At 61.4% G+C, this 24,982-nt stretch carries 18 protein-coding genes; 12 read left to right on the top strand and 6 right to left on the bottom strand.

The window, feature by feature from the left end:
* The first annotated feature begins 111 nt into the window (after positions 1-111).
* The 3 genes from ABIN98_RS04935 (at position 112) to ABIN98_RS04925 (ending at position 2,484) form a co-directional block, all read left to right on the top strand.
* Positions 112-954 carry a patatin-like phospholipase family protein gene (locus tag ABIN98_RS04935; protein ID WP_346907929.1) on the top strand — a complete coding sequence of 281 codons (843 nt, stop codon included), beginning with the start codon at positions 112-114 and terminating at the stop codon, positions 952-954.
* A 120-nt stretch (positions 955-1,074) separates the two neighbouring features.
* Positions 1,075-1,419 (top strand): hypothetical protein, encoded by a 345-nt coding sequence (locus ABIN98_RS04930; protein WP_346907928.1) that lies wholly within the window; start codon positions 1,075-1,077, stop codon positions 1,417-1,419.
* 243 nt (positions 1,420-1,662) lie between these two features.
* The gene (locus ABIN98_RS04925) at positions 1,663-2,484 is read left to right on the top strand and encodes an MBL fold metallo-hydrolase (protein WP_346907926.1); all 822 of its coding nucleotides are present in this window, start codon (positions 1,663-1,665) and stop codon (positions 2,482-2,484) included.
* Positions 2,485-2,493: 9 nt separating this feature from the next.
* Here ABIN98_RS04925 and rsmD read toward each other — a convergent pair whose 3' ends face one another.
* Positions 2,494-3,048, bottom strand: coding sequence for a 16S rRNA (guanine(966)-N(2))-methyltransferase RsmD (rsmD, locus tag ABIN98_RS04920; RefSeq protein ID WP_346907924.1), 555 nt, complete (start codon positions 3,046-3,048; stop codon positions 2,494-2,496).
* Positions 3,045-4,493, bottom strand: coding sequence for a pseudouridine synthase (locus ABIN98_RS04915; protein ID WP_346907922.1), 1,449 nt, complete (start codon positions 4,491-4,493; stop codon positions 3,045-3,047). The genes rsmD and ABIN98_RS04915 overlap by 4 nt, the downstream gene beginning before the upstream one ends.
* Positions 4,494-4,606: 113 nt before the next feature.
* On the opposite strand from ABIN98_RS04915, the gene ABIN98_RS04910 reads away from it, so the two are divergent.
* Together ABIN98_RS04910 and amt are read left to right on the top strand one after the other, a co-directional pair.
* Positions 4,607-5,074 carry a nucleoside deaminase gene (locus tag ABIN98_RS04910; RefSeq protein ID WP_346907920.1) on the top strand — a complete coding sequence of 156 codons (468 nt, stop codon included), beginning with the start codon at positions 4,607-4,609 and terminating at the stop codon, positions 5,072-5,074.
* Between the two features lie 204 nt (positions 5,075-5,278).
* Positions 5,279-8,470 (top strand): ammonium transporter, encoded by a 3,192-nt coding sequence (amt, locus tag ABIN98_RS04905; protein ID WP_346907918.1) that lies wholly within the window; start codon positions 5,279-5,281, stop codon positions 8,468-8,470.
* A gap of 5 nt (positions 8,471-8,475) precedes the next feature.
* Here the strand turns inward: amt and mutL are convergent, their stop codons facing one another.
* On the bottom strand, positions 8,476-10,341 hold the full coding sequence (gene mutL, locus ABIN98_RS04900) for a DNA mismatch repair endonuclease MutL (protein WP_346907916.1): 1,866 nt from the start codon (positions 10,339-10,341) through the stop codon (positions 8,476-8,478).
* 376 nt (positions 10,342-10,717) lie between these two features.
* Between mutL and ABIN98_RS04895 the strand changes: the two genes are divergently transcribed.
* The 3 genes from ABIN98_RS04895 to ABIN98_RS04885 all read left to right on the top strand — a co-directional run bounded on the left by ABIN98_RS04895 (position 10,718) and on the right by ABIN98_RS04885 (position 16,298).
* Entirely contained in the window at positions 10,718-11,590 is an 873-nt protein-coding gene (locus ABIN98_RS04895) for a TIGR01459 family HAD-type hydrolase (protein ID WP_346907914.1), read from the top strand.
* Between the two features lie 197 nt (positions 11,591-11,787).
* Entirely contained in the window at positions 11,788-13,161 is a 1,374-nt protein-coding gene (locus ABIN98_RS04890; RefSeq protein WP_346907912.1) for a hemolysin D, read from the top strand.
* Positions 13,158-16,298, top strand: coding sequence for an efflux RND transporter permease subunit (locus ABIN98_RS04885; RefSeq protein ID WP_346907911.1), 3,141 nt, complete (start codon positions 13,158-13,160; stop codon positions 16,296-16,298). Before ABIN98_RS04890 ends, ABIN98_RS04885 begins: the two co-directional genes overlap by 4 nt.
* Positions 16,299-16,387: 89 nt before the next feature.
* Here the strand turns inward: ABIN98_RS04885 and ABIN98_RS04880 are convergent, their stop codons facing one another.
* Positions 16,388-17,053, bottom strand: a complete 666-nt coding sequence (locus tag ABIN98_RS04880) for a chemotaxis protein (RefSeq protein WP_346907909.1) — start codon at positions 17,051-17,053, stop codon at positions 16,388-16,390.
* 180 nt (positions 17,054-17,233) lie between these two features.
* Positions 17,234-17,617, bottom strand: a complete 384-nt coding sequence (locus ABIN98_RS04875) for a response regulator (RefSeq protein WP_006935666.1) — start codon at positions 17,615-17,617, stop codon at positions 17,234-17,236.
* Positions 17,618-17,868: 251 nt separating this feature from the next.
* On the opposite strand from ABIN98_RS04875, the gene ABIN98_RS04870 reads away from it, so the two are divergent.
* The 3 genes from ABIN98_RS04870 (at position 17,869) to ABIN98_RS04860 (ending at position 20,453) form a co-directional block, all read left to right on the top strand.
* Positions 17,869-18,315 carry a MaoC family dehydratase gene (locus ABIN98_RS04870; RefSeq protein ID WP_346907907.1) on the top strand — a complete coding sequence of 149 codons (447 nt, stop codon included), beginning with the start codon at positions 17,869-17,871 and terminating at the stop codon, positions 18,313-18,315.
* A 195-nt stretch (positions 18,316-18,510) separates the two neighbouring features.
* Complete coding sequence (locus ABIN98_RS04865; RefSeq protein WP_346907905.1) at positions 18,511-19,509, top strand: bifunctional riboflavin kinase/FAD synthetase; 999 nt, start codon at positions 18,511-18,513, stop codon at positions 19,507-19,509.
* The gene (locus tag ABIN98_RS04860) at positions 19,506-20,453 is read left to right on the top strand and encodes a DMT family transporter (protein ID WP_346907903.1); all 948 of its coding nucleotides are present in this window, start codon (positions 19,506-19,508) and stop codon (positions 20,451-20,453) included. Before ABIN98_RS04865 ends, ABIN98_RS04860 begins: the two co-directional genes overlap by 4 nt.
* On the opposite strand, the gene ABIN98_RS04855 is transcribed toward ABIN98_RS04860, so the two are convergent.
* Positions 20,443-21,648, bottom strand: a complete 1,206-nt coding sequence (locus ABIN98_RS04855; RefSeq protein ID WP_346907901.1) for a glycosyltransferase family 87 protein — start codon at positions 21,646-21,648, stop codon at positions 20,443-20,445. The genes ABIN98_RS04860 and ABIN98_RS04855 overlap by 11 nt on opposite strands.
* Before the next feature lie 353 nt (positions 21,649-22,001).
* Here ABIN98_RS04855 and ileS point away from each other — a divergent pair, with 353 nt between their 5' ends.
* A complete protein-coding gene (gene ileS / locus ABIN98_RS04850) occupies positions 22,002-24,962 on the top strand; it encodes an isoleucine--tRNA ligase (protein ID WP_346907899.1) in 2,961 nt (986 codons plus the stop codon).
* Positions 24,963-24,982: the final 20 nt, after the last annotated feature.

Below are 24,982 nucleotides of genomic sequence, written 5' to 3'. Positions count from 1 at the left end.
CATTTACGCTCGCCGGCTCCCGCTAGCGGGCGCCACCGGCTGAATCCGGGGCTTTGACATTGCCTATCTCATCCCCACTTTCAAAATGGGCAGCAAAGGAGAAACCGACCCATGACGCAGCCGCGCATCGGCCTTGCCCTCGGGGGCGGAGGCGCCCGGGGCATTTCTCATATCCCGGTGCTGGAGGCTTTCGACGACCTGGGCATCCGTCCGCACGCGATTACCGGATCCTCGATCGGTGCGATCATGGGCGCGGCCTACGCAAGCGGCCTCACCGGCGCGGATATCCGCAAGATTGCCCTTGAGACGTTTGCGGACCGAAACACGGTCCTGTCCCATCTGTGGAAGTTGCGGCCGAAACGCTTCGCGGAAGTCTTCACCGGCAATCTGGTCACATTCGATCCGCAGAAGGTGCTTGAAGTCTTCCTCGCCGAATATCTTCCGGATACGTTCGAAGACCTTGCCATACCACTCAACGTCATGGCGACGGACTTTTACGGCTGCTCGGAAGTGGTGATCAGTTCCGGCCCGCTTCTGCCGGCCATCGCCGCCTCGATCGCCATTCCGGCGGTCTTCAAGCCGGTCGAGCGCCAGGGCCGGATCCTGATCGATGGCGGCGTGATCAATCCCCTTCCCTTCGACCGGCTGCCCGCAGACTGTGACATCGTCATTGCGGTCGACGTGGTCGGCGCACCGGTCAGACAGGCGGGGCGGGAGGTGCCGACAACCATGGAATCCCTTTTCGGCACCTCACAAATCCTGATGCAAAGTATTACCGCCGGAAAGCTGCAAAAACAGCGGCCGGACATTCTGGTTCAGCCGGAACACGACAACGTCCGTGTTCTGGACTTCTTGAAAACAAAGGACATTCTGGAGCGGACGGCGCCTTTGCGGGAGCATTTGCGCGCCCAGCTGGAAGACCTCGTCCTCCATAGTTTTACCAATGAACGGTAAGAGATATCTCAAATATAAATTATAGACAGTACTACCTAATTATTTTACCCAAGTCCGCAATTAATAAAAAATTAATTCCGTAACGCGACTCTAGTCTCACGTTAATGGAGACTTTGATCGATGCTTCGGGGTGCTGGGTCAATAGACATCGAAGGATGTCCGGTCGCAGAGGAGTTTTTGAACACGCTTCTGCGCCTGACGCCGACCGATGTCACACAACAGACGAATGCCTTGCCCGATGAGCAACGCGGCCGGCTTGCCGTCTACTGCTATCGGCGCTCGCATCTGCGCAGACTCGGCCTGACGATCGCAAGCCAGTGCAGCCGGCGCAGCCTGGTCGAAGAAGCAGGGCACGCCGGAGAACTCATTCACTTCCAGGCCACGCACATGGCTGCGACGCTGGCAAGCGACACCTACATGTCTTCCCGGATCCCGAAGCGGCAGGTCAGCCTGCATAAAGTCTGAGGTTTCCAGTCCGTATTTCCGGGGCAGGTTCTTCCTCCCACCCGCCCCCACCTGGCAACCGTTCCAATCCCTTAGAGTTTCCTCCCGGAACGGTTGCCAATTCTTTTTCTCCTTCGGCCACGACGCACCCTCCTCACCCTGATGGCGCGAGAATAGGCTTGCAACGGCCGGCAGCTGCCCTACCCTTAGGTAATCTGGACATTCGGGTCCGGATGCAACGGCCAGCCTGCGGGAGGACCCATCTTGAGACCTCTTTCATATGCATTGCCGCACCAGAACGCCTACGCGTTCCTCGCACTCCTCTTCTCCCTTCTGATTTCAACGCCCGCGTCCGCGGTCTGTCAGTTGATTGCGGACAATGCGCCGGCATACGGACCGCGCCTCGTCCGGGTCGCGCTGGCGCCGAACGAGGTTCAGATCCGCTATATCGGCCATTCGACCTTTGAGCTGGAGACGCCTCAAGGCATCCGGATCGCGACGGATTACAACGACAGTGTCCGGCCCCGCCGTGCACCAACGGTCGCGACCATGAACGGCGCGCACAGCACCCACTATTCCCTGCTTCCGGACCCCGCCATCGAGCACCTGCTTTACGGCTGGAACCGGCAAGGCGGACCGATCGACCACGATCTCACCGTGGGCGACGTCCGGATCCGCAATATCCAGACCAATACCCGCGGCTGGGACGGAGAGGTCCACCGGCTCGGAAATTCAATCTTCATCTTTGAAGTCGCCGACCTGTGCATCGCGCATCTGGGCCATCTGCATCAGCGGCTGACCCAGGAGGATTTGACGCGTCTCGGGCAGATCGACATCGTCTTCGCCGCCATCGACAATACCTCGACCCTGCGGATCGACAGTCTGATGGATGTGCTGGCCGCAGTCCGCCCGGCAATGGTCATCCCCATGCACTTTCACTTCCATGGGGCGCTGGAAACCTTCATGGCGCGCGCGACCGCGGACGGCTATGACGTGCAGATGGCGACGGACCCTGTTCTTATCGCAAGACGCGACAAGCTACCTCTTCAGAAGACCGTTTACGTGATGATGCCCGGTGGATCCTAAAGCCGGGTCCTAAGAACGCTTCAGGAAGATGACCTGGCTGTCGCCCGCAGTCCGGCGATCCAGTTCCTCGAATCCGGCCGGCCGTTCCACGAGCACGTTCGCCCGTTCTTCCAGCACGCAGATCGCGCCGGGTTTCATCCAGCCGCCGGAGGCCGCCGAAGCAAGCGCCTTTTCGCCCAAGCCCATGCCATAAGGCGGGTCGGCGAAAACCAGATCGAAGGGTTCGATCGTTCCCGCGTCCCCCATCCGGGTTGCGTCCCGTCGGAGGATTTTCGCGGCCCCGTTGAGGCCGAATGCTTCCATGTTCTTGCGAATGACACCGCGCGCTTCGGCGGCATCTTCGATAAACGTGCAATGGCGCGCGCCCCGGCTGATGGCTTCAAATCCGAGCGCGCCGGTACCGGCAAAGAGGTCCAGGACCCGCATGCCGTCCAGATCCAGTCCGATGCCGTGGGCGAGGATATTGAAAACCGTCTCGCGCAGGCGGTCGCTTGTCGGCCGCGTCGCCTGGGACTTCGGCGTCGCCAGTTGAGCGCCTTTGAAACGGCCCGCAACGATCCTCAAGAGCGGCCGCCTCTCGAGCCCCCGTCACGGGGCGGACCTTTGGGTCGGGACGTCCGGCTTTCCTGCTGCTTGTCCTCGACCAGCCCCTCGTCGCTCCAGATGCGGCGCTTGGGTGCTGCCGGCGCTTCGTCCCGGTCGAAGTCTCGCCGGGGCTTGGGTTCCGATGTCATGCGGAACCGGCTGCGCGGCGAAATCTTTTCTTGGCGCTCGCCCGCATTCTTGCGCCGCTTGGGCTTGTCGCCTCCCCGGTCCGGTCCGGACGGTTTACGAACCTTCTTGCCACGGGATGTCGCCTCAGCCCCGTCGCGGGCGGTCATCCAGCTGCCTTTCGGTCCGTCCTGCCGGCCTCTTTCCTGAGACCGCGCCCGGCCTCCAGCCGGTTTTTTCTCGGCAACCGGTTTCGGCTCGTGGAGGATCGGTGCGTCGAAATCGGCGCCGGCTTCCTCGGCCAGTTTTTCACCGAGCTGATCCCGCAGAACCCGGCCGCGGATTTCGCGGACCGCGCCTTCGTCGAGATCCTGAAGCTGGAAGGGGCCGAAAGAAAGACGGATCAGGCGGTTCACGGCGAGGCCGAGATGTTCCAGCACCCGCTTGACTTCCCGGTTCTTGCCCTCGCGCAGACCTACTGTGAGCCAGACGTTGTCGCCCTGCTCCTTGTCCAGGGTTGCCTCGATCGCCCCGTAGAGGACGCCGTCGATGGCAATGCCTTCCGCCAGACCATCCAGATCCGCCTGGGTTACCTTGCCGAACGCACGGACCCGGTAACGGCGCAGCCAGCCGGTCGCCGGCAATTCCAGAACGCGCGCCAGGCCGCCGTCGTTGGTCAGCAGCAGCAGGCCCTCGGTGTTGATGTCCAGCCGCCCCACGGCCAGCACCCGCGGCAGATCGTCGGGCAACCGGTCGAACACGGTCGGCCGGCCTTCCGGATCGCGGTTGGTCGTCACCAGTCCGCGCGGCTTGTGATAGAGCCAGAGCCGGGTGCGCTCGCGCAGCGGCAGCGGCTCGCCGTCGACCAGCACCTTGTCGCCTGCCGTTACTGTGACGGCCGGCGTGTCGAGCACCTTGCCGTTGAGTTCCACACGGCCTGCTTCGATCCATTTCTCCGCCTCGCGCCGGGAGCACAGGCCGACGCGTGCCATCACCTTGGCGATGCGCTCGCCACGATCCTGGCCCTCGTCTCTGAAAGAAGGTGCCTGCTCCGGACGGTCGCCCCGCTTTTGCGTGCGGGACGGAGCCCCTTTTTTCGGTCCGGCCGAACGGTTCTTGGGCCCGCCCGGTCCGGACGGACGATCGTTCTTGCGCGGCCCGGCATGGTCGCGGGCACCTGCGGCACGCTTCTTACCGCCTGAACCCTGGTGCGGAGGACGGCGTTTGCGGGAAGTCTGATCTGTTGTCATGCGCGCGTCATAGCAGAGCTTTGCCGTTTCGGGAATCGGCAAGTTCATCCATATTCGTCTTCCGTAACATTTTGGAAAAGCCTGCCCAGCGCGCATCTGCTGACTTTTTCCCGGCGCGCCGCTAGAACGGGGACAGGATCCACCATCGCGCAGCCGGCCACATGACGAAAGACAGCACCGCAAGTTCCATGAAATCCTTCATGGATATTGCCCATCAGGAAGCCGAGCGCGCCGGCGAACGCGGAGAGGTGCCCGTGGGCGCCGTGCTGGTCAGGGACGGCGAAATTCTTGCACGCGACGGCAACCGAACCCTGGAGTTCAACGATCCGACCGCCCATGCGGAAATCCTCGTGATCCGGGCAATTTGCCAGTCGCTTCAATCCCAGAGACTTCCCGATTGCGATCTGTATGTCACCCTGGAACCCTGCCCGATGTGCGCGGCGGCCATTTCCTTTGCCCGGATCCGCCGCCTCTATTATGGTGCGGGAGACGAGAAGGGCGGCGCGGTCGATCACGGCACCCGGTTCTTTTCCCAGAAAACCTGCCACCATGCGCCGGAAGTCTATGCGGGCATCGGGGAGCGACGTGCGTCCGAAATATTACGCAACTTTTTCAAGATCCTGCGATAGTATTTACGTTACGTTAGATGTAAACGTTCACGGCCCTAGCGTTAATTCAGGTTAAAAATTGCTTTCCAACACCTGTAGATCGCCCAAAATTTAGTCAATTACCTAAAATTAGTGCCGTTTTGATTTCGTCAAATTTTGCTATGAAAACCACTACTTAAGGAATTGGCCTCCAGTCTGGTACCCGAGACACCTCAGGGCCAGTTCATGAAAACGCTCACCCGTAACCTGTTCGGGTTATTCTTCATTTTGCCGATCTTTTCGCTCGTTTCGGGCGGGCAGGCCCATGCCGAATCCGTCACTCCGAACGTGGTGGCCGACCTTCAGCATCTCCTGAATCTGGTGTGGGTGATGATTGCCGCGGCACTCGTCCTGCTGATGCAGGTCGGGTTCATGCTGCTGGAAACAGGGATGGTCCGCTCGAAGAACTCCATCAATGTGGCACAGAAGAACCTGCTCGACTTCACGTTTTCGGTTCTGATTTTCGCCGCCGTCGGCTTCATGTTCGCGTTCGGCCAATCCAATGGCTACTGGGTCGGCATCGACAGCAAGCTCTTCATGCTGCAGGGGCTGGACAGCTGGTGGTTTGCGGTGTTCGCGTTTCAGGTCATGTTCTGCGGGACCGCGGCGACGATTATCTCAGGCGCTGTCGCGGAGCGCATGCGGCTGGCGGCCTATGTCTGGTGTTCGCTGATCACGGCCGGACTGATCTATCCCTTCTTCGCCCACTGGGCCTGGGGCAGCGCGATCGTTCACAATACCAGTGCCTTCCTTGCCGAAGGCGGGTTCGTCGACTTTGCTGGTTCGACCGTCGTTCACGGAACCGGCGGCTGGATCGCGCTGGCCGCCTGCCTCGTCATCGGACCGCGTATCGGCCGGTTCGATGCCAAGGGCCGGGCGCTACGGATCCAGGGGCACAGCGCCGCCACGGCAACGACGGGCGCCTTCCTGCTGTTTGTCGGCTGGATCGGCTTCAATGGCGGCTCGACGCTGGCCGCCAACAGCGACGTGCCGCTGATCATCGTCAACACCGTTGTGGCCGCAGCCGCGGGAGCTTCCATCGGCTATGGGCTCGGGTGGTATCGCGACAAGATCGTCCTGCCGGAAAACTCGATCTCCGGCATGCTCGGCGGGCTGGTCGCCATCACGGCCGGCTGTCACGTCTTGACCCCTGGCACATCGGCCGTCATCGGCCTTGTCGGCGGCGCTGCCGCTGTCTTCGGAGCGACACTCATCGAGCGGTTCAGGATCGATGATGCGGTCAACGCGATTGCCGTTCACGGCATTGCCGGTGTCTGCGGAACACTGGGACTTGCCCTGCTCGCTCCGCTAGAAAATCTTCCGCTCGACGACCGGGGCGCCCAGTTCCTGATCCAGCTCGAAGGGGTCGCGGTCAATTTCGTCTGGTGTTTCGGTCTGGGCTATCTGTCACTGAAACTGCTCAGCCTCGTCGTTCCCCTGCGTGTCGACCGGGAGGCTGAGGAAATCGGCATGAACGAGGCCGAGCACGGAACACGGCTCGGGATCGGCCATGTGGAGGATGCCCTCGACCGGTTGATTGCCGGCAAGGCGGATCTGACCATGCGTCTCGATGTGACGCCCGGTGACGATGCCGAACGGCTGACGCGCATGTTCAATGCCTTGATGGACACGATCCAGAGCGAGGAAACCGCTCATCTGAAAGCGGCTGACGCAAAGCGCACACGGGAAGAGGCAGAGCGCATGTCGGCGCTTGCCAATGCAACCTTCGATGCCATCGTCATTTCCGTGGACGGCCGGATCCTGGACGGCAACGCGGCACTGGAAGGCCTGCTCGGCCATCCGGTCGAAAAATTGAAGATGCGCGGACTTTACGAATTCGTGCAATCTGATCTCGCCGGAGATCTCGAACAGCATCTGGTCAAGGCGGAGAAAGAGCCCCGTGAGCTTCAGGTCACCCACAGCAGCGGCGAGCTGATCCCTGTCGAAATTCGCACCCGGGTGATTTCCTATCGCGGCATCCCGACCCGGGTTTCGGCCCTGGTCGACCTGCGCGACCGGAAGAAGGCGGAAGCCCAGATCCTGCATCTGGCCCAGCACGATCCCCTGACCGACCTTCCGAACCGGGCGGTGTTCAACGCGGAACTCGATCACGCGATCGACCAGGTTCTGACCGGTGTCGACACGGCCGCCCTCTTGCTGCTTGATCTGGACCGTTTCAAGGATATCAACGACCTGCACGGCCATCCGATCGGCGACACGGTGATCCGGATCACGGCGGAACGCCTGCGCAAATACACACGCGCCTGCGATACCGTTTCCAGGCTTGGTGGCGATGAATTCGCGATCATCCAGCACAAGATCCAGTTCGCCAATCAGGCCGAAGACATGGCCCACCGGCTGGTCCGCAGCCTTTCCGAACCGATCAATTGCGGCAACGGCCTGATCATCCGTCCGAGCGCCAGTATCGGCGTTGCCATGATCGGCCGGCACGGAACCATTGCCGAGCAACTGATCTCCAACGCAGATATCGCTCTCTACAATGCCAAAAGCCTTGGCCGGCACACCTATTGCCTCTTCCAGGAGGGAATGGGTGACAAGGTCCGCCAGCGCCGCGAACTGGAAGGCGACCTGCATGAGGCGATCAGCAAGGAGCAGTTCGAACTCTACTTCCAGCCGCGCCTCAACCTGCGGACCGGCGTGATCGATTCCTATGAAGCGCTGATCCGTTGGAACCATCCGGAAAAGGGTCTGGTCAGCCCGATGGACTTCATCGCGGTTGCCGAAGGGTCCGGCCAGATCATCCCGATCGGGAAATGGGTCCTTAAAGATGCACTCAAGACGGCGGCAGACAAGATCCGCGATGCCCGCATCAGTATCAACGTCAGCCCGGTCCAGTTCCGCGACGCGGACTTCGTGGACAATGTTCGCGCGGCGATCGAGGAGTCCAATGTCGCGCCACACCGTCTGGAGCTGGAGATTACCGAGAACCTCCTCATCGAGGACGACGCACGCGCGCTGTCGATCCTGACCCAATTGAAGGGCATCGGGGTCAATATCGCGCTGGACGATTTCGGAGTGGGCTATTCGTCCCTCGGCTACCTGAGCCGCTTCCCGTTCGACACGATCAAGATCGACCGGTCATTCGTTCGCGAAGCCGGATCGAACTACAGTTCCTTCGCCATCATCGAAACGGTCGTCCGTCTCGGCAAGGTCCTGAACATGACCATCGTGGCGGAAGGCGTGGAAGACCTGGAAAAACTGCGTCTGCTCGCATCGAACGGCTGCGACGAAATCCAGGGCTTCCTGATCGGCCATCCCGAACCCCTGGAGCGGCTGTGCACGACCGTGCCGCAGGAAGTTCTCGATGCGCTCAACGAAGATGAGACGCCGGCAGCCGACGAGAAGAAAACGGCCTAGCCGGACTATTTCCGCCCGAACAGACGCTCGATATCGGAGAGCTTGAGTTCCACCCAGGTCGGACGGCCGTGGTTGCACTGGCCCGACAAGGGGGTCGCCTCCATGTCGCGCAAAAGGGCGTCCATTTCCTGCGGCCGCATGCGCCGGCCGGCCCGGACAGATCCGTGGCAGGCCATGGTCGCCGCTACATGGTCGAGTTTTTCCCTCAAGCCCGTGGCCGTATCCCATTCGACCAGCTCATCAGCAAGGTCCGTGACCATGCCACGAATATCCATGTCGCCAAGCATGGCCGGCGTTTCCCTCACCGCGATGGCGCCGGGGCCGAACGGTTCCAGGACGAGGCCGACCTCCTCCAGTTCCGCCGCGTGCTCCGCCAGACGGCCGACGTCCTCCTCCGGCATCTCGATGATCTCCGGGATCAGCAGCAGCTGCCGGGCCACCTGTTTGCTGGCAAGCGCCTCTTTCAGCCGTTCATAGACGAGCCGTTCATGGGCGGCGTGCTGATCGACGATCACCACGCCGTCTTCCGTCTGGGCGATGATATAGGTTTCATGCACCTGCGCCCGGGCGGCCCCAAGCGGCAGCCGGGTCCGGTTTTCCTCAACCGGTTCCTCGTGCGTCCGGGCATCTGCGGACGGACGGACCAGTTCGGCGAGGCCTTGTTCTTCCAGCGGCTGTGAAAATGCCTGCGCAGGTTCAGCGAAACCGCCGAACTGAGGCGCCGGGGTTGTTGCATGGGGGCGAAAGGCGGAAGCGTCCCAGCCTGCGGAGCGCTGGAAGCTGCCGGACCAGCCGGCTTGCGGACGCGCGCCCGGACCGACTGCGCCGGATCGGATCGCTTCCATGGCGACAGCCGCATTGGATGTCGATGAGCGGTGCCCGGACTGGACCAGGGCCTGCTTGATCGCGCCGACCAGGAGACCGCGGACCAACTGGGGATCGCGAAAACGGACATCCGCCTTGGCCGGGTGGACATTGACGTCGACCAGGGCCGGATCGAGTTCGATGAACAGAACCACGACCGGATGACGGTCGCGGGCCAGGACATCCGCATAGGCGCCGCGCAAGCCGGACAGCAGCAGCTTGTCCTTCACCGGGCGGCCGTTGACATAAAAGAACTGCAGCTGGGCGTTGCCGCGATGGAACGTCGGCAAACCGGCAAAACCGGTCAGGGTCACGCCTTCGCGCGCCGCATCGATTTCCATGGCGTTGTCGACGAATTCCTGGCCCAGAACCTGGGCAATGCGTGCCTGGCGCGGGTCCTCGCCACGGGCGGCCGGCCAGCTCTGGCTTTGCCGGTCGGCGCCGGAGAGAGAAAATCCGACCTCCGGATAGGCCAGCGCAATGCGCTTGACCACCTCGGTGATCGCGGACGCTTCAGCCCGGTCGGATTTCAGGAACTTGAGCCGGGCGGGCGTGGCGAAGAAAAGATCCCGCACCTCGACCTGTGTGCCTTTGGTCCTGGCGGCGGGAACCGGCGGCGTCTCGGTGCCGCCTTCGACGGCGATCTTCCAGGCATGGTCATCCTCCGCATGGCGGGTCTGGATCGCCAGGCGGGCGACGGAACCGATGGAAGGCAGCGCCTCGCCGCGGAACCCGAGGCTGCGGATATCGAACAGATCGTCGTTGGAGATCTTGGACGTGCAATGGCGGCGGATCGCAAGCTGCAGGTCCTCCCGCTGCATGCCGATCCCATTGTCGGAGACGCGCATGAGGGTCTTTCCGCCGGCCGCGGTCACGACATCGATGGAAGACGCATGGGCATCGACGGCATTTTCGACGAGTTCCTTGATCACACTGGCCGGCCGCTCGATAACCTCACCGGCCGCTATCCGGTTGATCACCGCCTCGCCGAGCTGTCTGACCTGCATTCAATTCCCTTTCTGCGGTTTCCCGTTACGCACCATTCCTATATGGTCCGCCGCGCATCACTGTCGAATCCTTAGAGCGAGGCGCATTTAAATTGAACCATTTGACCGAGGTGATTTTGTCTGCTGACAAGGCGGGTTGCGCGCCGTGGTGTAGGTCCACCACAAGTGCGAGCCAACGCAGTCAGCGGGCAAAACCACCCGGCCCTTCGGGTGGAGAAAAGCGGTCCATCGGCAGCGTTGCGCCGCTTGCCCGATGCGCCGCATCGCGCTTCACGACGCGCCTTGCCGAGTGACCCGCTTTTCTCCATTAAATGGCTCAATTTAAATACGACTCGCTCTAATCCTACCAGATCCTACCATCCCCGAGTGACCCATCATGAACGCTTCTGCACCGCTTCTTGTTCCCGGCCTTGAAGCCCTTTCGGCCGACTATTCCGCTGTTCTGTGCGACGTCTGGGGCGTGCTGCACAATGGTGTCGCCGCCTTCGAACATGCGCACAAGGCGCTCAGGGCCTTCCGCGAAGAAACCGGTGGTGTCGTCGTTCTGATCACCAACGCCCCCCGCCCCGCTCCGCCGGTGCGCGAACAGCTCGCCCAGCTGGGCGTTCCGAACGAAGCCTATGACGACATCGTCACCTCGGGCGACGTCACCCGCGAATTGCTGGTGCAGAACGCCGGATCAAAAGTGTTTCATATCGGTCCGGGCCGGGACCTGACGGTCTACGAAGGGACAGGCGTCGCTCTCGGCACGGAAGGTGAAGCAGAGATCATCTGCTGCACCGGGCTGTTCGATGACGAACAGGAAACGCCTGACGACTACCGCGATCAGCTCCAGGCGCTCGCGGCACGCGGTCTGCCGATGATCTGCGCCAATCCTGACATCGTGGTGGAACGGGGCGAGCAGCTGATCTGGTGCGCCGGTGCCCTGGCGCGCCTCTACGAGGATCTCGGCGGTACCGTGATGATCGTCGGCAAGCCGCATGCGCCGATCTACGCCGCAGCCCTTGCCAGGGCCGCCAAGGCCAGCGGCAAGGATGTCGACAAAGGCAAGGTTCTCGCCATCGGAGACGGTCTTCCGACCGACATTCGCGGCGCTGTCTCCCAGGACATCGACGTCCTGTTCATCACCGGCGGCATTCACGCCTCGGATTTCGGACCGACCGACGCTCCCGACGAACAGCTCATCCGCCGCCGGCTTGCGGAAGAGGGACTGACCGCCCTCGCCGCAGTGCCGCGCCTGGTCTGGTAACGTCCACTTCCCCTTTCAAAAATTGTCAATCCGGCCGGGTCCGTTTGCCAGCAATTGGCAGACGGGCCCTGCCCTGCGACGTCTTCTGCCTTGGCGTAAGGGAGCGCTTATGTTTGAAATAGTGAAACTATAAATGCGCGAGGTCCCGGAATCACCCCGCGACGGCTGAATGCCGGCCCATCGCCCTGGAGCTGTTCATGTCCCTGCTGCGCAAGTTTCTCATCCTTCCGCCCATTCTGATCGGAGCAGGGCTTGTCTTTTATGCCGTTTCGCACCGCCAGCCACCGGTCAGAACGGAAATCGCGGAGACCGCGACAACGGCACGCGTGATAACGACCGCTCCGCAAAGCTTTGTCCCGCGCATCAGCGGCTTTGGCACCGCCGCACCGGCCCGGACCTGGAACGGCATCGCCCAGGTCGCCGGCCGGGTAACCTATCTCAACCCGAATTTCGTCAAGGGCGCCTTCGTCAGGGCAGGCGATGTTCTCGTGAAACTCGCTCCGGAAGACTATGAACTCGATATCGCGGAAGCGCAGACCGGTATCGCCTCGGCAGAGGCGGATATCGAAGAACTCAAGGCCACATTGGAGTTCAAGAACAAGTCGCTGGAAATCGAAAAGGCGGTGCTGGACCTGGAGCAAAAAGATCTTGCCCGCAAACAGGAACTGTCCGGGCGCAATGTGGTGTCCAGCCAGACGCTTGAGAACCAGCAATCCGCCCTGTTGCAACGGCAGATCTCGGTTCAGAATCTTGAAACCGAAATCGCCCTGATCCCGACGAAGCTGAAAGCCCTGGAGCAAGCGAAAAAGAAGAGCGAAGTCCAACTGGACAATGCCAGACTCGATCTGGAACGCACCACCATCACCGCGCCATTCGATGCGCGCGTCGCGGAAGTGACTATCGAGATCGATCAGTTCGTCGGCGGAGGCAGCACCATCGGCCATCTCGACGGGATCGATGCCTCGGATGTCGAGGTCCAGATTACCCCGAGAAAGATGGCCGGCTTCATCAAGCTGCAGTCGAACCACGGCTCGGCGCCGACCATCAGCTTCGAGAAGATGACCCAGCAATTGTCCCGCATGTCGGCGACCGTGCGCCTCGATCTGTCGGGACTGTCGGCAACCTGGCAAGCCGATGTCAAAAGGATTAGCGATACGGTCGATCCGGCGACACGATCGCTCGGGGTAATCGTCTCGGTCGCTGAGCCTTATAGGAATTTTGTCCCGGGAAGAACCCCACCCCTCATCAAGGGCATGTTCGTGGATGTGGAACTGCGCGGACCGGCGGTTGACGGCGTGACGGTGCTGCCGCGCAGCGCCCTGTTCGAAGGCCGTCTCCGCCTGGTCGATGGAGACAACCGACTGCGGTTTGAGCCGGCCGAAACGCTTTTTGAATCCGGCGATGCGATCGTTCTCCAGAACAGTCTTCCGGACGGAACGCGTGTCGTCATCGGCGATCTCTCCCCTGCCGTAGAGGGCATGCTTCTGGCGCCGATGGAAGATCCCGCCATGGGAGATTACCTGAAGCGCCTCGCCGCGGCCGACGACGCTCCGGAGGCGAACGACCAATGATCCGGTTCTTCGCCAAACATCCCACCGGGGCCAATCTGCTCATGGCGGGCTTTCTGCTCATCGGCCTGATCAGCCTGCCCAGGCTCTTGATCGAGACGTTTCCGAAGATCCCGATCAAGGAAGTCACGATCAGTATCCCCTATCCCGGCGCGACGGCGGCGGATGTGGAACGCACGATTTGCCGGCGGATCGAAGATGCGATCGACGGCGTCGAGAATGTCGAGGAAATCCAGTGCGATGCCCGCGAGAACGTGGCCATTGCCACCGTCACCATGATCGAGGGGAACGATATCGAACAGTTTCTGCTCGACATCGACCGGGAGATCGGCGCGATCAACGATTTTCCGGAAGCGGTCGAGGACGCTGTCGTCGAACAGGCGGGCCGGATGAGTTTCGTTGCCTCGCTTGTGGTCACGGGTATCTCGGACCGGACCCAATTGAAGGTCTATGCGGATGACCTCAAGGATCGGCTGCTCCGGTTCGGCGGCATTCCGAAGGTCGAAGTCAAAGGCTTCTCCGACCGGCAGATCCGGATCGAGGTGGACGATGCGGCGGCACGAGAACTCGGCCTGACGCTTGAAGAAATCGCCAATACCGTTTCTCGCCAGAACATCAACCTGCCGGCCGGTGAAATCGTCTCCAGGGACGGAACGACCCTCCTGCGGTTTTCCGATGAACGGCTCGCGGCCGACGCCTACCGATCCGTGATCATCCGGTCGTCGTCGCAAGGCGGCCAGATCCGTCTCGGCGATATTGCGCGGATTTCCGACAGGTTCGAGGATGAGGAGGTCGAAACCCGGCTCAACGGCGAAATCGCCGCGGTTCTCGACGTTTACATGACCCGTCAGGACGACCTGATCAAGGTCATCGATCGCCTCAAAGCGTTTGCCGACGCGGAACAGCACAGGGCGCCACCCAGTCTCAAGCTGACCGTGATCCGCGACGGCTCCGTTGCCCTGAAAGACCGTTTGAGAATTCTGATCTCCAACAGCATTCAGGGGCTGCTCCTCGTGGTCGCGGCCATGTGGATTTTCTTCGGCGGGCGCCAGGCGTTCTGGATCGGAATGGGGCTGCCTGTCTCGTTCCTGGGCGCCGTCGCCCTGATGGTTGCCTTCGGCATCACGATCAACATGCTGTCGCTGGTCGGGCTGTTGATCGTCATCGGCATCGTCATGGACGATGCCATCGTGATTTCCGAAAACATCGCCACCAAACGCCAGAACGGTTTGCCGCCCCTGGAGGCGGCGGTCGAAGGAACGAAGCAGGTCCTGCCCGGCGTGATGGCCTCGTTCCTGACAACCGCGGCCGTTTTCGGCGCGCTTGCCTTCCTGAGCGGGGATCTGGGAAAAATCCTGCGCGTCGTCCCGATCGTCATGCTGATGGTCCTGTGCGTATCGCTGGTCGAAGCGTTCCTGATCCTGCCGAACCATCTTTCCCACGGCAGCGGGTTTGAGAAGCCAAATTGGGTTACCCGGAAGGCGGAAGCCGGGATTGGTTGGGCGCGCGATCATTTCATCGGTCCGGTCGCCTCCTGGGCGGTCAGATACCGCTACATGACGCTCGGAATCGCAGTCATGATGTTCCTGGGAACTCTGTCCCTGCTGCTCGGCGGCGTCGTCAAGTTCCAGGCCTTTCCGGACGTCCAGGGCGACCAGATCGAAGCCCGGATCGAACTGCCGTCGCGCGCGACGCTCGGAGACACGCGAGCGGTGGTGGAGGAAACGGTCGCAGCACTCCAGCGGGTGAGCGACGAGCTGTCGTCCGGCAACGTCGATCGGCAATCGCTTACGACCAATATACTTGTCCGTTTCAACGAGAACGTCGACGCCGGCACGAACGGCGCCCATCTGGCGACAATCAACGTGGATCTGATCGCGGGAACGCTCCGGTCCGCGACGAACGAGGACATTATGGCCCGATGGCGGGAAGAACTGCCGGAGACGCTCGATGTCCGGAAGATCATTCTGACCGAATCCACCCGCCGCGCCGCGGGCCGACCCATCGAGCTGCGCCTGTCTCACGCCGATGTCGCCACACTGGACAAGGCTTCGGCCGACCTTCAGGCCTGGTTATCCGGCTACAAGGGCGTCTACAACATTTCCGATGACCTGACCGCGGGCAAACCGGAATTGTCCCTGTCCCTGCGGGACGGCGCCGGCGCCCTCGGGCTCGATGCCCGCTCGATCGCCAATCAGATCCGGGCGGCCTTCAATGGCATTGTTGCCGATGAAATCCAGATCGGCACGCAAAGCTATGAGATCGACGTCCGGCTGACGTCTTCAGGGCGGGACAGCCTGGAGGATATCGAACAGTTCACGATCGAGACGCCGCAAGGCAATCGGGTTCCGCTCGGCGCGGTCGCCAACGCGTCCTACGAGCGCGGATATACGCGGATCAACCGGATCGACCGGATGCCGACGGTGACTGTCACCGGCGACATTCAAACCGGTATCGCCAACGCCAATGAGATCGTCAGGAACACGCAGAAAGCGTTCCTGCCGAAACTGCTCGCCGCCTATCCGGGCCTGAGCGCCTCGACGGAAGGACAAAATGCAAAGGCCGGCAAGACCCAGGGCTCGATGATCACCTCCCTCGGGATCGGCCTGATCTTCGTCTTCTGCCTCCTGTCCTTCCAGTTCCGCAGCTACGCCGAACCCATCGTGGTCATGACGCTGATCCCGTTCGCCCTGATCGGCGCGGTGTTCGGCCATTATCTGATGGGGATCGACTTTTCGCTACCGAGTACGCTTGGCTTCATTTCCCTGACCGGGATCGTGGTCAATGACTCCATTTTGCTGGTGGAATTCATCAAGAACCATCATGCGCCGGGTGTCACCAGCGTCAGTGAAATCGCGCCGGCCGGGGCCAAGGCCCGGTTTCGGGCGATCCTGCTGACATCGTTGACGACAATTGTCGGGATGATGCCGCTTCTGTTCGAAACCAGCACTCAGGCCCAGGTCCTGGTGCCGCTGGTAACGTCCATTTCCTTTGGTCTGCTCGGCACGACCCTGATGATTGTTTTCATCGTCCCCGCTTTCTATACGATCCTGGACGATTTCGGCCTGACCTCGCTCGCACGGGAACGCAAACGGGCAGCAGCGGTGGAAGCCGGCAGAGAGCCGGCGCCAGCGGAATAAAGCGGTTTGCGCCTAAACGTCGTCAAGACATGAAAAAAGCCGCCCCGATAACGGAGCGGCTTTTTTGATTCTTCCGAATTCGGAACCGGTCAGTCGAACAGCTTGTCGATCTCGCTCTGGGCTTCGGCGAGCATGGCGTCGACATCGGACTGGGACACACCCTCACCCGCATGCTGCGGCCCGTGCAGGATGAGCTCGCGCTTGCGGCGCTCTTCCTCGGTTTCCTCGGTGGAAACACCCTCACCTTCCGGCAGCCGGAGCTTGTCCACGAAAGCCGAAACGCGCTCATCGATGAAGTTGAGCGTGGAGACGACCTTGGAAATCCGCTGCCCGGTGATGTCCTGGAACGTGCAGGCTTCGAAGATCGTGATCATCTTGCCGCTGACGAAATCCTGGTAAGCCTGCGGATCGCTTGCATCCGCGCTCATGATTTCTTCGGCCGCTTCCATGATGGTGTTGGTCGCGTCCTCGGTCGCCTCGACAATGGCGTCCAGCTCGCGTCCGGCTTCCGGAATGCGGCTGTTCTTCATGTCGTCGGCGCGGAGGTCCGTGATCTCCTGCTTCATCCGGGAGATTTCGCGAGCGATCGCGGTCAGCTCCTCGGTGACGGCAGGCTGGATCTTGGTCAGAACCTCATGCATCGAGCCGGACATGACCTCGGCCAGATGCATGACATCGGACAGGGACACGTCGCCGCCGCGGTTCTTGTTTTCTTGCAGGAAATCGATGACTCGCGCCACGTTATCCTTGGTCATTGCGGCCATTTTCTAAGCCTTTTCTTCCAGTCTGCTCCCTGCCGCAAACCTGTTTTCACATTGTTGCAAACAAGGAACAGGAGTCCGTTGCGCCAATGCCCCCGCACCAGTTTGTCAACGAACTCTTCCAATTCCGGTGGCAGATCCGGCCTGACGCCGGGGTCCGCCCATGTCGCCCGATTAGTCGGAGAAGACAGCTTCGATCTTGCCCTTCAAGGTCTGCGCATTGAACGGCTTCACGATATAGTTGTTCACGCCGGCCTTCTTGGCGGCAATGACGTTTTCCGTCTTGGATTCCGCCGTCACCATGATGAACGGGGTCTTGCTGAGGCTTCCGTCTGCACGGACCTGCTTCAGCAGCTCGTAACCGGTCATGGGTTCCATGTTCCAGTCGGAAATCACCAGACCGTAGCGGCGCTGCTTCATTTTTTCGAGCGCTTCGGTACCATCTGCTGCGTCATCAATGTCTTCGAAACCAAGCTGCTTGAGCAGGTTCCGAATGATCCGGATCATCGTCTTGTAGTCATCGACCACGAGGACCGGCATCTGAAGATCAAGGGCCATCATCTACTCCATACTGTCAATCGGCGCGGCCCCTGGCCTTGAGCCGTGGAAACGCGTTCTGACTTCAAAGGAGAGAGACACTTCACGTGTCCTCGCCTCCCCATACTCAAGCGAAATTACGCCAAGCCCCTGAAAAGACCGTTAATAAGACAAGTTTTTTTCTTCGCCCAAAGCCCAATTGTCGCCGCAACACCGCTCGCCTAGGGTCATTCTGCTTGGAATCCTCAAGACAAAACCAAAAAAGGCCCACAATGCTTGAACTGCAAAAACTCTGTTTCGAAGATCTCAAAGTCGGCATGACCGAAACGCTGCTCAAGCATGTGAGTTCGTCTGACGTTGTCGGTTTTGCCGAGGTCTCGGGAGACCGGAATCCGATCCATCTCTCCGAGCACTTCGCCGCACGGACCCCTTTCAAGACCCGCATCGCCCACGGGCTCTATACCGCAAGCCTGATCTCCGCCGTTCTGGGCACAAGGCTTCCCGGCCCCGGCGCGATCTATCTGTCGCAGACGCTGAACTTCAAGGCCCCGGTCAAGATCGGCGACGATGTTCTGGTCACGGTGAAAGTGGAAGAGCTGATGGAACGGGGCAACCGCGCACGGTTGTCCTGCGTCTGCAGCGTTGATGACATGGTCGTGCTGGAAGGCGAAGCACTTGTCAAGGTACCTTCCGCGGACGAAGACCGCTCCGGGCTTTAGGCGGTTTCGGCCAGCGCTTCCAGCCGGCCGGCCATTGCAACAGCAGTGCTTGACCTTTCGTGGCGGAGACGGCAGTTTCCAGCGCGCATTACCCCTGAGCGCGTCTGGAATCGCGGCATCGGGCGATGCGCACGAATCCCAATTAAGAGGGTAGCCGGGCGAGGCCGGTTCTGCCCGGCCACGAAGGTACCCTGAATGTCCGTTGCAAACCCGGCTGAATTTTCGGTTATCTCCGGTCTTGAGGCCTTTCCCGATCATCTGAGGGGCGGCGTGGTTGCCATCGGCAATTTCGATGGGGTTCACCGCGGGCACCGGGCCGTTCTGGAAGCCGCTCTTGCCGAAGGGCGCAAGGACGGGGTTCCTGTCTTTGCCATGACCTTCGAACCGCATCCGCGCACGGTGTTCAATCCGGACAAGCCTGTCTTCCGTCTCACGCCCCGCGACCAGAAGGCGGATATCCTGAAAGCCTGCGGTCTGGACGGCGTCCTGGTGCTGCCGTTCACCCGCGAATTCGCCGGGATCGAAGCGTCCGACTTTGTCGGCAACATCCTGATCGACCGGCTCGGGATCAGCCACGCCGTGACCGGTTATGATTTCCATTTCGGCAGGGCCAGGGCCGGAACACCGGATTTCCTGAGGGCCTCGGGCCAGACGCACGGTTTCGGCGTGACCATTGTTCAGGCCGAACAGGACGAAGCGGAGGAGACCATCTCCTCCTCGCGGATCAGGGAGTGCCTGGCGAACGGCGAACTGACCCTTGCAAACGGCCTGCTCGGTTACCGGTGGTTCGTGGATGCGGACGTCCGCCATGGCGACAAACGAGGCCGGGATCTGGGGTATCCGACGGCGAACCTGCAACTCGATCCCCATTGCCCGCTCAAGCACGGCATCTATGCGGTCAGGGTCAGGACACCGAAAGGTGTCTTTGACGGCGTGGCGAATTACGGCCGGCGCCCGACCTTCGATAATGGTGCGCCGCTGCTGGAAGTGTTCCTGTTCGATTTCGAAGGCGACCTCTACGGCGAGACGCTCCGGGTGCATCTCGTTTCCTTCCTGCGAAGCGAAGAGAAATTCGATTCCGCTGACGCGCTGATCGCCCAGATGGACCGGGACAGCGAGGAGGCGCGCGCTGCCCTTGCCTCGCTGCGGCCGATCTCCCCGGTCGACCTGACGCTGTTCGAGTTCGACAGATGACGGCCCCGGCGGGCGCGTCCGGCTCGAGCCAGGACAACAACCTCGTCGCTCTTTCGCTGATGTCCGGCGCCATGATGATCGTTCCGATCATGGACGTCATCGCCAAGTACCTCGCCCTGTCGCTTCCGCCGCTGGAGGTCACCTTCGGCCGGTTCGTGTTCCAGCTCATCATTTCGCTGGCGGCCGCCATTCTGACCTGGAACCTGAAGGGCCTGCGCAGCAAAAGACCCGCGGTCAATTACCTGCGCGGTATCCTGCTGTCGGCAGCGGTTTTGTGTTTCTTTACCGCCGTCAAATACATGCCGGTGGCAACCGCGATCTCGATCTTCTTTGTCGAGCCGATGATCCTGACGATCCTCGCCGCGCTGATCCTGAAGGAAAAGGTCGGTCTGCGCCGGATCACGGCCATCTTCATCGGACTTGCCGGCGCGCTGATCATTCTTCGGCCAAGCTTTGTGGAGATCGGCCCGGCGAGCCTGCTCCCTTTGCTGACGGCGACCTTCTTTGCAAGCTATCTCCTGCTCAACCGGCTCTACGCGGGCGCCGACGGGCTTCTGGCGATCCAGTTCAGTGCCGGGCTGGCGGGCAGTGTCGTCTTGGGAATTGCCCTGGCGGTCGGTACCTTGTTGGGCAATCCGGACTACGCCTTTGCGGTTCCCGACCTGAACCAGACCGGCTTTCTCTTTGCCATCGGCGCGATTTCCTTTGTCGGCCACGGTCTGGTCGTCTCCGCCTTCCAGAAAGGCGAAGCGGCCCTGTTGGCACCCCTGCAATATCTGGAGATCGTCAGCGCGACGCTGTTCGGCTTTCTGGTGTTCGGCGATTTTCCAGACGGGCCGACCTGGATCGGCATCGCCCTTATCGTCGGCAGCGGGCTTTACATCACCCAGCGCGAACGGGCGCTAAACAAGCGAAGAGCAAACGAACCGGGAGCTAAGCTGTAGCCGTTTTCCCGGTCGCGCCCTCGGTGCAACGCCAACCGATCCAGATCATGATGACCAACAGGATCGGTCCGAGGAACGGGAAGCCGACCTCACCCGCAAAGCGGGTCCCGGCCGCCATCAGTACGACAACGAGAGCAAGCGTCGCGCTCCAGGGCGGCAGGCTTTCGGTCTGGCCGAAGCGAAGCAGGAAGGCCAGCGCCACAGCCAGAAGAGCGAGGTCATAGGACAAGGCAAAGGGTGTCGCCAGCAACCCGGCGGCAACCAGAATAATTGCCTTCGCCTCAAACGGCATGCGGCTTCGCCAGGACAGCCAAACCGTAACCAGGGCTGTGAGCGCTGTTAGAGCCTGGAGGCCATAGGCAATTTGGATCGGCGCGCCGATTTGCCTTGCCGCCGCGTAGACCGAGATCATCTTGTGCAGGTCGACCAGGCCAAGGTTGAGGGTTTTCTGCGCAAACCCTGTCTGGGCGAAAAAGGCCTCCCAGGTCGCCGTTCCAAAGACGAGCCAGCTGAAAACGGCCAGAAGCACCGTTGTCACCGCCGCAGACAGAAACGTCCGTCCATACCCGCCCGCAATCAGCGCGAAGGGAATGAGCACGCCCAATTGCGGCTTGAATGTCATCAGGCCGATGAAGACACCGGCCAGGATTTGCCGCTTTTCGGCCAGCATGATCAGGCCTGCACCGAGGAATGCCGCAGCCAGCAGGGAATTCTGTCCATAAAAATAAGTGTTGAAGCTGGTCGGAAGGGCCGCCGCCAGAAGCAGCCCGTGCCAGTGGCGCATGATCCGGCAGCACGCCCATCCAGCCGCAAGGGATGCGAGGATCTGGAAGACCCAGTAGGCGGCCACGCCGCCCAACAGGCCGAGCGGCAGGAGCATCAGAAGGAACGTCGGCGGATAAAAGAATGCGAAATAGTGACCGGCACCGATATAGACCGCCTGGAGCGCGGCAAAATCCTCGATTTTGTAAGGCGTGGCAGGAGCCCCGCCAACGGCTTCGCGGGCGGCGACCCAGAAACTGAGAAAGTCGTTGACGACAGCAGTCCAGCCCGGGGCGGTCAGGATGCCCGGATAAAGGTAGAGGTAGCCGAGGACGACAAGATAACCGCCAAGGGCCATGAAACCAGCCGGAACCAGCCGGTCGCGGGTCGCCCAGCGCCCCTGCCTCAATGCCTCGATCATCGTCCCATCCATTCCCAGGTCCCTGCCCGTTCCTAAGGCAGGAGCGTTAAGAAACGATTTGGTGCGGGCGCGTCGCTCGATCATGCGCGCCAATGCGCGGAATGACTTTATTCATCGACAAAGTGCTGCTATGTCCTGCGCATGCTTCGCTGGCTGGAAACGAAAAGAGACTGCACCCTGCTGCAGCACCGTCGAATTACCGGCCCGGCCTTCGGCTGACGCATCCCTGCGGCGCCCAAGGACCGGGATAAATCTCTCATGGCCGGCATCTTCCGATCGCCGTGCAGCCGATAATGACCGTAGCAGCGCGCACGGGGCCTTTTCTCAAACCTGCCGTGCGCCTCTCCGAACGGATCCCATACGTGATGACCGAGACACCTGAACGCGACTATTCAGAAACCCTGAACCTGCCCAAGACCGACTATCCCATGCGCGCCGGCCTGCCCAAGAAGGAGCCGGAAATCCTGCAGCGCTGGCAGGAGATGAACCTTTACAAGAAGCTTCGGGAAGCCGGCACCGACCGGAACAAGTTCATCCTCCACGACGGCCCGCCCTACGCCAACGGCAACATCCACATCGGTCACGCGCTGAACAAGACGCTCAAGGACATCGTCACCCGCTCCATGCAGATGATGGGCTGGGACTCCAACTACGTTCCCGGCTGGGACTGCCACGGCCTGCCGATCGAATGGAAGATCGAGGAACAGTACCGCGCCAAGGGCAAGAACAAAGACGAAGTTCCGGTCAACGAATTCCGCCAGGAATGTCGCGAGTTCGCCGAGCACTGGATCGGCGTGCAGCGCGAGGAATTCAAGCGCCTCGGTATCGAGGGCGACTGGGAAAACCCCTATCTCACCATGCGCTTCGAGAGCGAGGCGGTGATCGCCCAGGAACTGATGAAGTTCGCAATGTCCGGGCAGCTTTATCGCGGGTCCAAGCCGGTGATGTGGTCCGTGGTGGAAAAGACCGCGCTGGCCGAAGCGGAAATCGAATATCACGACTACCAGTCGGACACGATCTGGGTGAAGTTCCCGGTGGTCGAGGCCGGCGGCACCAACGACGCGGAAGCGGACGAGTTGCTTGACGCCTCCGCCGTCATCTGGACGACGACCCCCTGGACGATCCCGGGTAACCGGGCGGTCTGCTTCTCCTCCAGGATCCATTACGGCCTCTACAAGGTGACCCAGGACGACCTGCCGGAGGAGAACTGGGTTCAGAAAGGCGACAAGCTGATCCTGGCCGATGCGCTCGCCGGCGCCGTCTTCGAGCAGTCCCGTGTGGAACGCTACGAACACGTGCGCGCCGTGACGCCGGAAGAACTGGCTGCGCTGACGCTCGCCCATCCGTTCCGTGACCTGGACCTTGGCGGTTACCAGTTCGACGTGCCTATGCTCGATGGCGATCACGTCACCGACGATGCCGGCACCGGCTTCGTTCACACCGCTCCGGGCCACGGCGCGGACGACTTCGAGATCTGGATGGCGAATGCCCGCGAACTGGAAGCGCGCGGCATCGACACCGCCATCCCGTTCACGGTCGCCGACGACGGCTTCTACACCAAGGATGCGCCCGGTTTCGAAGGCAACCAGGTGATCACCCACAAGGGTGAGAAGGGCAAGGCCAACAAGGCCGTGATCGAGGCGCTGAAGGAAAGCGGCGCCCTGATCGGTCTCGGCCGGCTGAAGCACCAGTATCCCCATTCCTGGCGGTCGAAGAAGCCGATCATCTTCCGCAACACGCCGCAGTGGTTCGTCTATATGGACCGCGACATCGACGGCAAGGACGACACGCTGCGCGCGCGCGCGCTGAATGCGATCGACAATACCCGCTTCGTTCCGGCCTCCGGCCAGAACCGGTTACGGTCCATGATCGAGAACCGGCCGGACTGGGTCCTGTCGCGCCAGCGCGCCTGGGGCGTGCCGATCACCGTGTTCATCCACAAGGAGACGGCGGAGGTCCTCAAGGACGAGGCGGTCAATGCCCGCATCTACGAAGCCTTCGTCTCCGAGGGCGCCGATGCCTGGTTTGCGGACGGCGCCAAGGAACGGTTCCTGGGCAACGACCACAAGGCCGACGACTGGGACATGGTCACGGACATCCTGGATGTCTGGTTCGATTCCGGCTCCACCCATGCCTTCTGCCTGGAAAAGCGCGAAGACCTGATGCCGAAACGCAAGGGTCTCGGCGGCGACGACTACGTGCTTTATCTGGAAGGCTCCGACCAGCATCGCGGATGGTTCCACTCCTCGCTGCTGGAAGGCTGCGGCACCAGGGGTCACGCGCCTTACGACGCGGTCCTGACCCACGGCTTCACCATGGCCGAGGACGGCCGCAAGATGTCCAAGTCGCTGGGCAACCAGGTGTTTCCGCAAGACGTCATCAAGCAGTACGGCGCCGACATCCTGCGCCTGTGGGTGGCCTCTTCGGATTATGCGGAAGACCAGCGTATCGGTCCGGAAATCCTGAAGACCAGCATCGACAGCTATCGCAAGCTGCGCAACACCCTGCGCTGGATGCTGGGTTCGCTCGGCCATGCGACCGGTGAAGAGGTGGCTCACGCGGACATGCCGGAGCTGGAGCGGCTGATGCTGCACCGGTTGGCCGAACTCGACGATCTGGTCCGCAAGGCCTATTGGGACTTCGACTACAAGCGCATCTTCCATCACCTGTTCACGTTCATGACGGTGGAACTGTCGGCCTTCTATTTCGACATCCGCAAGGATGCGCTTTATTGCGACGCCGCCTCCTCGGTGCGCCGCAAGGCGTCCCTCTATGTGATCGACAAGCTGTTCAACTGCCTGGTGACCTGGATGGCGCCGATGCTGCCGTTCACCATGGAAGAAACCTGGATGTCGCGCCACGGCGACGACGCTTGCGTGCATCTGGAACAGTTCCCCGCCGTTCCGGCGGACTGGCGCGACGAAGCGCTGGCCGCGAAATGGGCCAAGATCCGCACCGTTCGCCGGGTGATCACCGGTGCGCTCGAGGTGGAGCGCCGGGAAAAGCGGATCGGGTCTTCTCTGGAGGCCCATCCGGTCGTTCATGTGACCGATCCGGACCTCATGGCCGCCCTGGAAGGCAAGGACATGGCCGATATCGCCATCACCAGCCAGCTAACCCTGAGTGCCGATCCGGCTCCTGCCGGCGCCTTTGCGCTGGACGACACACCGGGTGTTGCGGTCGTTCCCGGCCTTGCCGAGGGGCGGAAATGCGCCCGTTCGTGGAAGATCCTGCCGGAAGTCGGGTCCGATCCGGACTACCCGGATGTGACGCTTCGCGATGCGGCAGCTCTGCGGGAATGGGATGCAGCGCATCAGGCGGCCTGATCGAGAAACCGGCAAAGGAC

The organism is uncultured Roseibium sp., from assembly GCF_963675095.2.
Taxonomy (GTDB): Bacteria; Pseudomonadota; Alphaproteobacteria; order Rhizobiales; family Stappiaceae; genus Roseibium.
The sequence above is the reverse complement of the archived record's forward strand: the minus strand, read 5'-3'. Positions and strand labels throughout refer to the sequence as shown.

What these genes read in the sequence shown, in the direction of transcription:
- ABIN98_RS04875 (WP_006935666.1), bottom strand. Translation starts at nt 17,617, where the DNA reads ATGGCCCTTGATCTTCAGATGCCGGTCCTCGTGGTCGATGACTACAAG.
- ABIN98_RS04855 (WP_346907901.1), bottom strand. Translation starts at nt 21,648, where the DNA reads ATGGATGGGACGATGATCGAGGCATTGAGGCAGGGGCGCTGGGCGACC.
- ileS (WP_346907899.1), top strand. Translation starts at nt 22,002, where the DNA reads ATGACCGAGACACCTGAACGCGACTATTCAGAAACCCTGAACCTGCCC.
- ABIN98_RS04860 (WP_346907903.1), top strand. Translation starts at nt 19,506, where the DNA reads ATGACGGCCCCGGCGGGCGCGTCCGGCTCGAGCCAGGACAACAACCTC.
- ABIN98_RS04880 (WP_346907909.1), bottom strand. Translation starts at nt 17,053, where the DNA reads ATGACCAAGGATAACGTGGCGCGAGTCATCGATTTCCTGCAAGAAAAC.
- ABIN98_RS04935 (WP_346907929.1), top strand. Translation starts at nt 112, where the DNA reads ATGACGCAGCCGCGCATCGGCCTTGCCCTCGGGGGCGGAGGCGCCCGG.
- amt (WP_346907918.1), top strand. Translation starts at nt 5,279, where the DNA reads ATGAAAACGCTCACCCGTAACCTGTTCGGGTTATTCTTCATTTTGCCG.
- ABIN98_RS04865 (WP_346907905.1), top strand. Translation starts at nt 18,511, where the DNA reads ATGTCCGTTGCAAACCCGGCTGAATTTTCGGTTATCTCCGGTCTTGAG.
- ABIN98_RS04910 (WP_346907920.1), top strand. Translation starts at nt 4,607, where the DNA reads ATGACGAAAGACAGCACCGCAAGTTCCATGAAATCCTTCATGGATATT.
- ABIN98_RS04885 (WP_346907911.1), top strand. Translation starts at nt 13,158, where the DNA reads ATGATCCGGTTCTTCGCCAAACATCCCACCGGGGCCAATCTGCTCATG.
- ABIN98_RS04870 (WP_346907907.1), top strand. Translation starts at nt 17,869, where the DNA reads ATGCTTGAACTGCAAAAACTCTGTTTCGAAGATCTCAAAGTCGGCATG.
- ABIN98_RS04915 (WP_346907922.1), bottom strand. Translation starts at nt 4,493, where the DNA reads ATGAACTTGCCGATTCCCGAAACGGCAAAGCTCTGCTATGACGCGCGC.
- ABIN98_RS04930 (WP_346907928.1), top strand. Translation starts at nt 1,075, where the DNA reads ATGCTTCGGGGTGCTGGGTCAATAGACATCGAAGGATGTCCGGTCGCA.
- ABIN98_RS04890 (WP_346907912.1), top strand. Translation starts at nt 11,788, where the DNA reads ATGTCCCTGCTGCGCAAGTTTCTCATCCTTCCGCCCATTCTGATCGGA.
- mutL (WP_346907916.1), bottom strand. Translation starts at nt 10,341, where the DNA reads ATGCAGGTCAGACAGCTCGGCGAGGCGGTGATCAACCGGATAGCGGCC.
- ABIN98_RS04895 (WP_346907914.1), top strand. Translation starts at nt 10,718, where the DNA reads ATGAACGCTTCTGCACCGCTTCTTGTTCCCGGCCTTGAAGCCCTTTCG.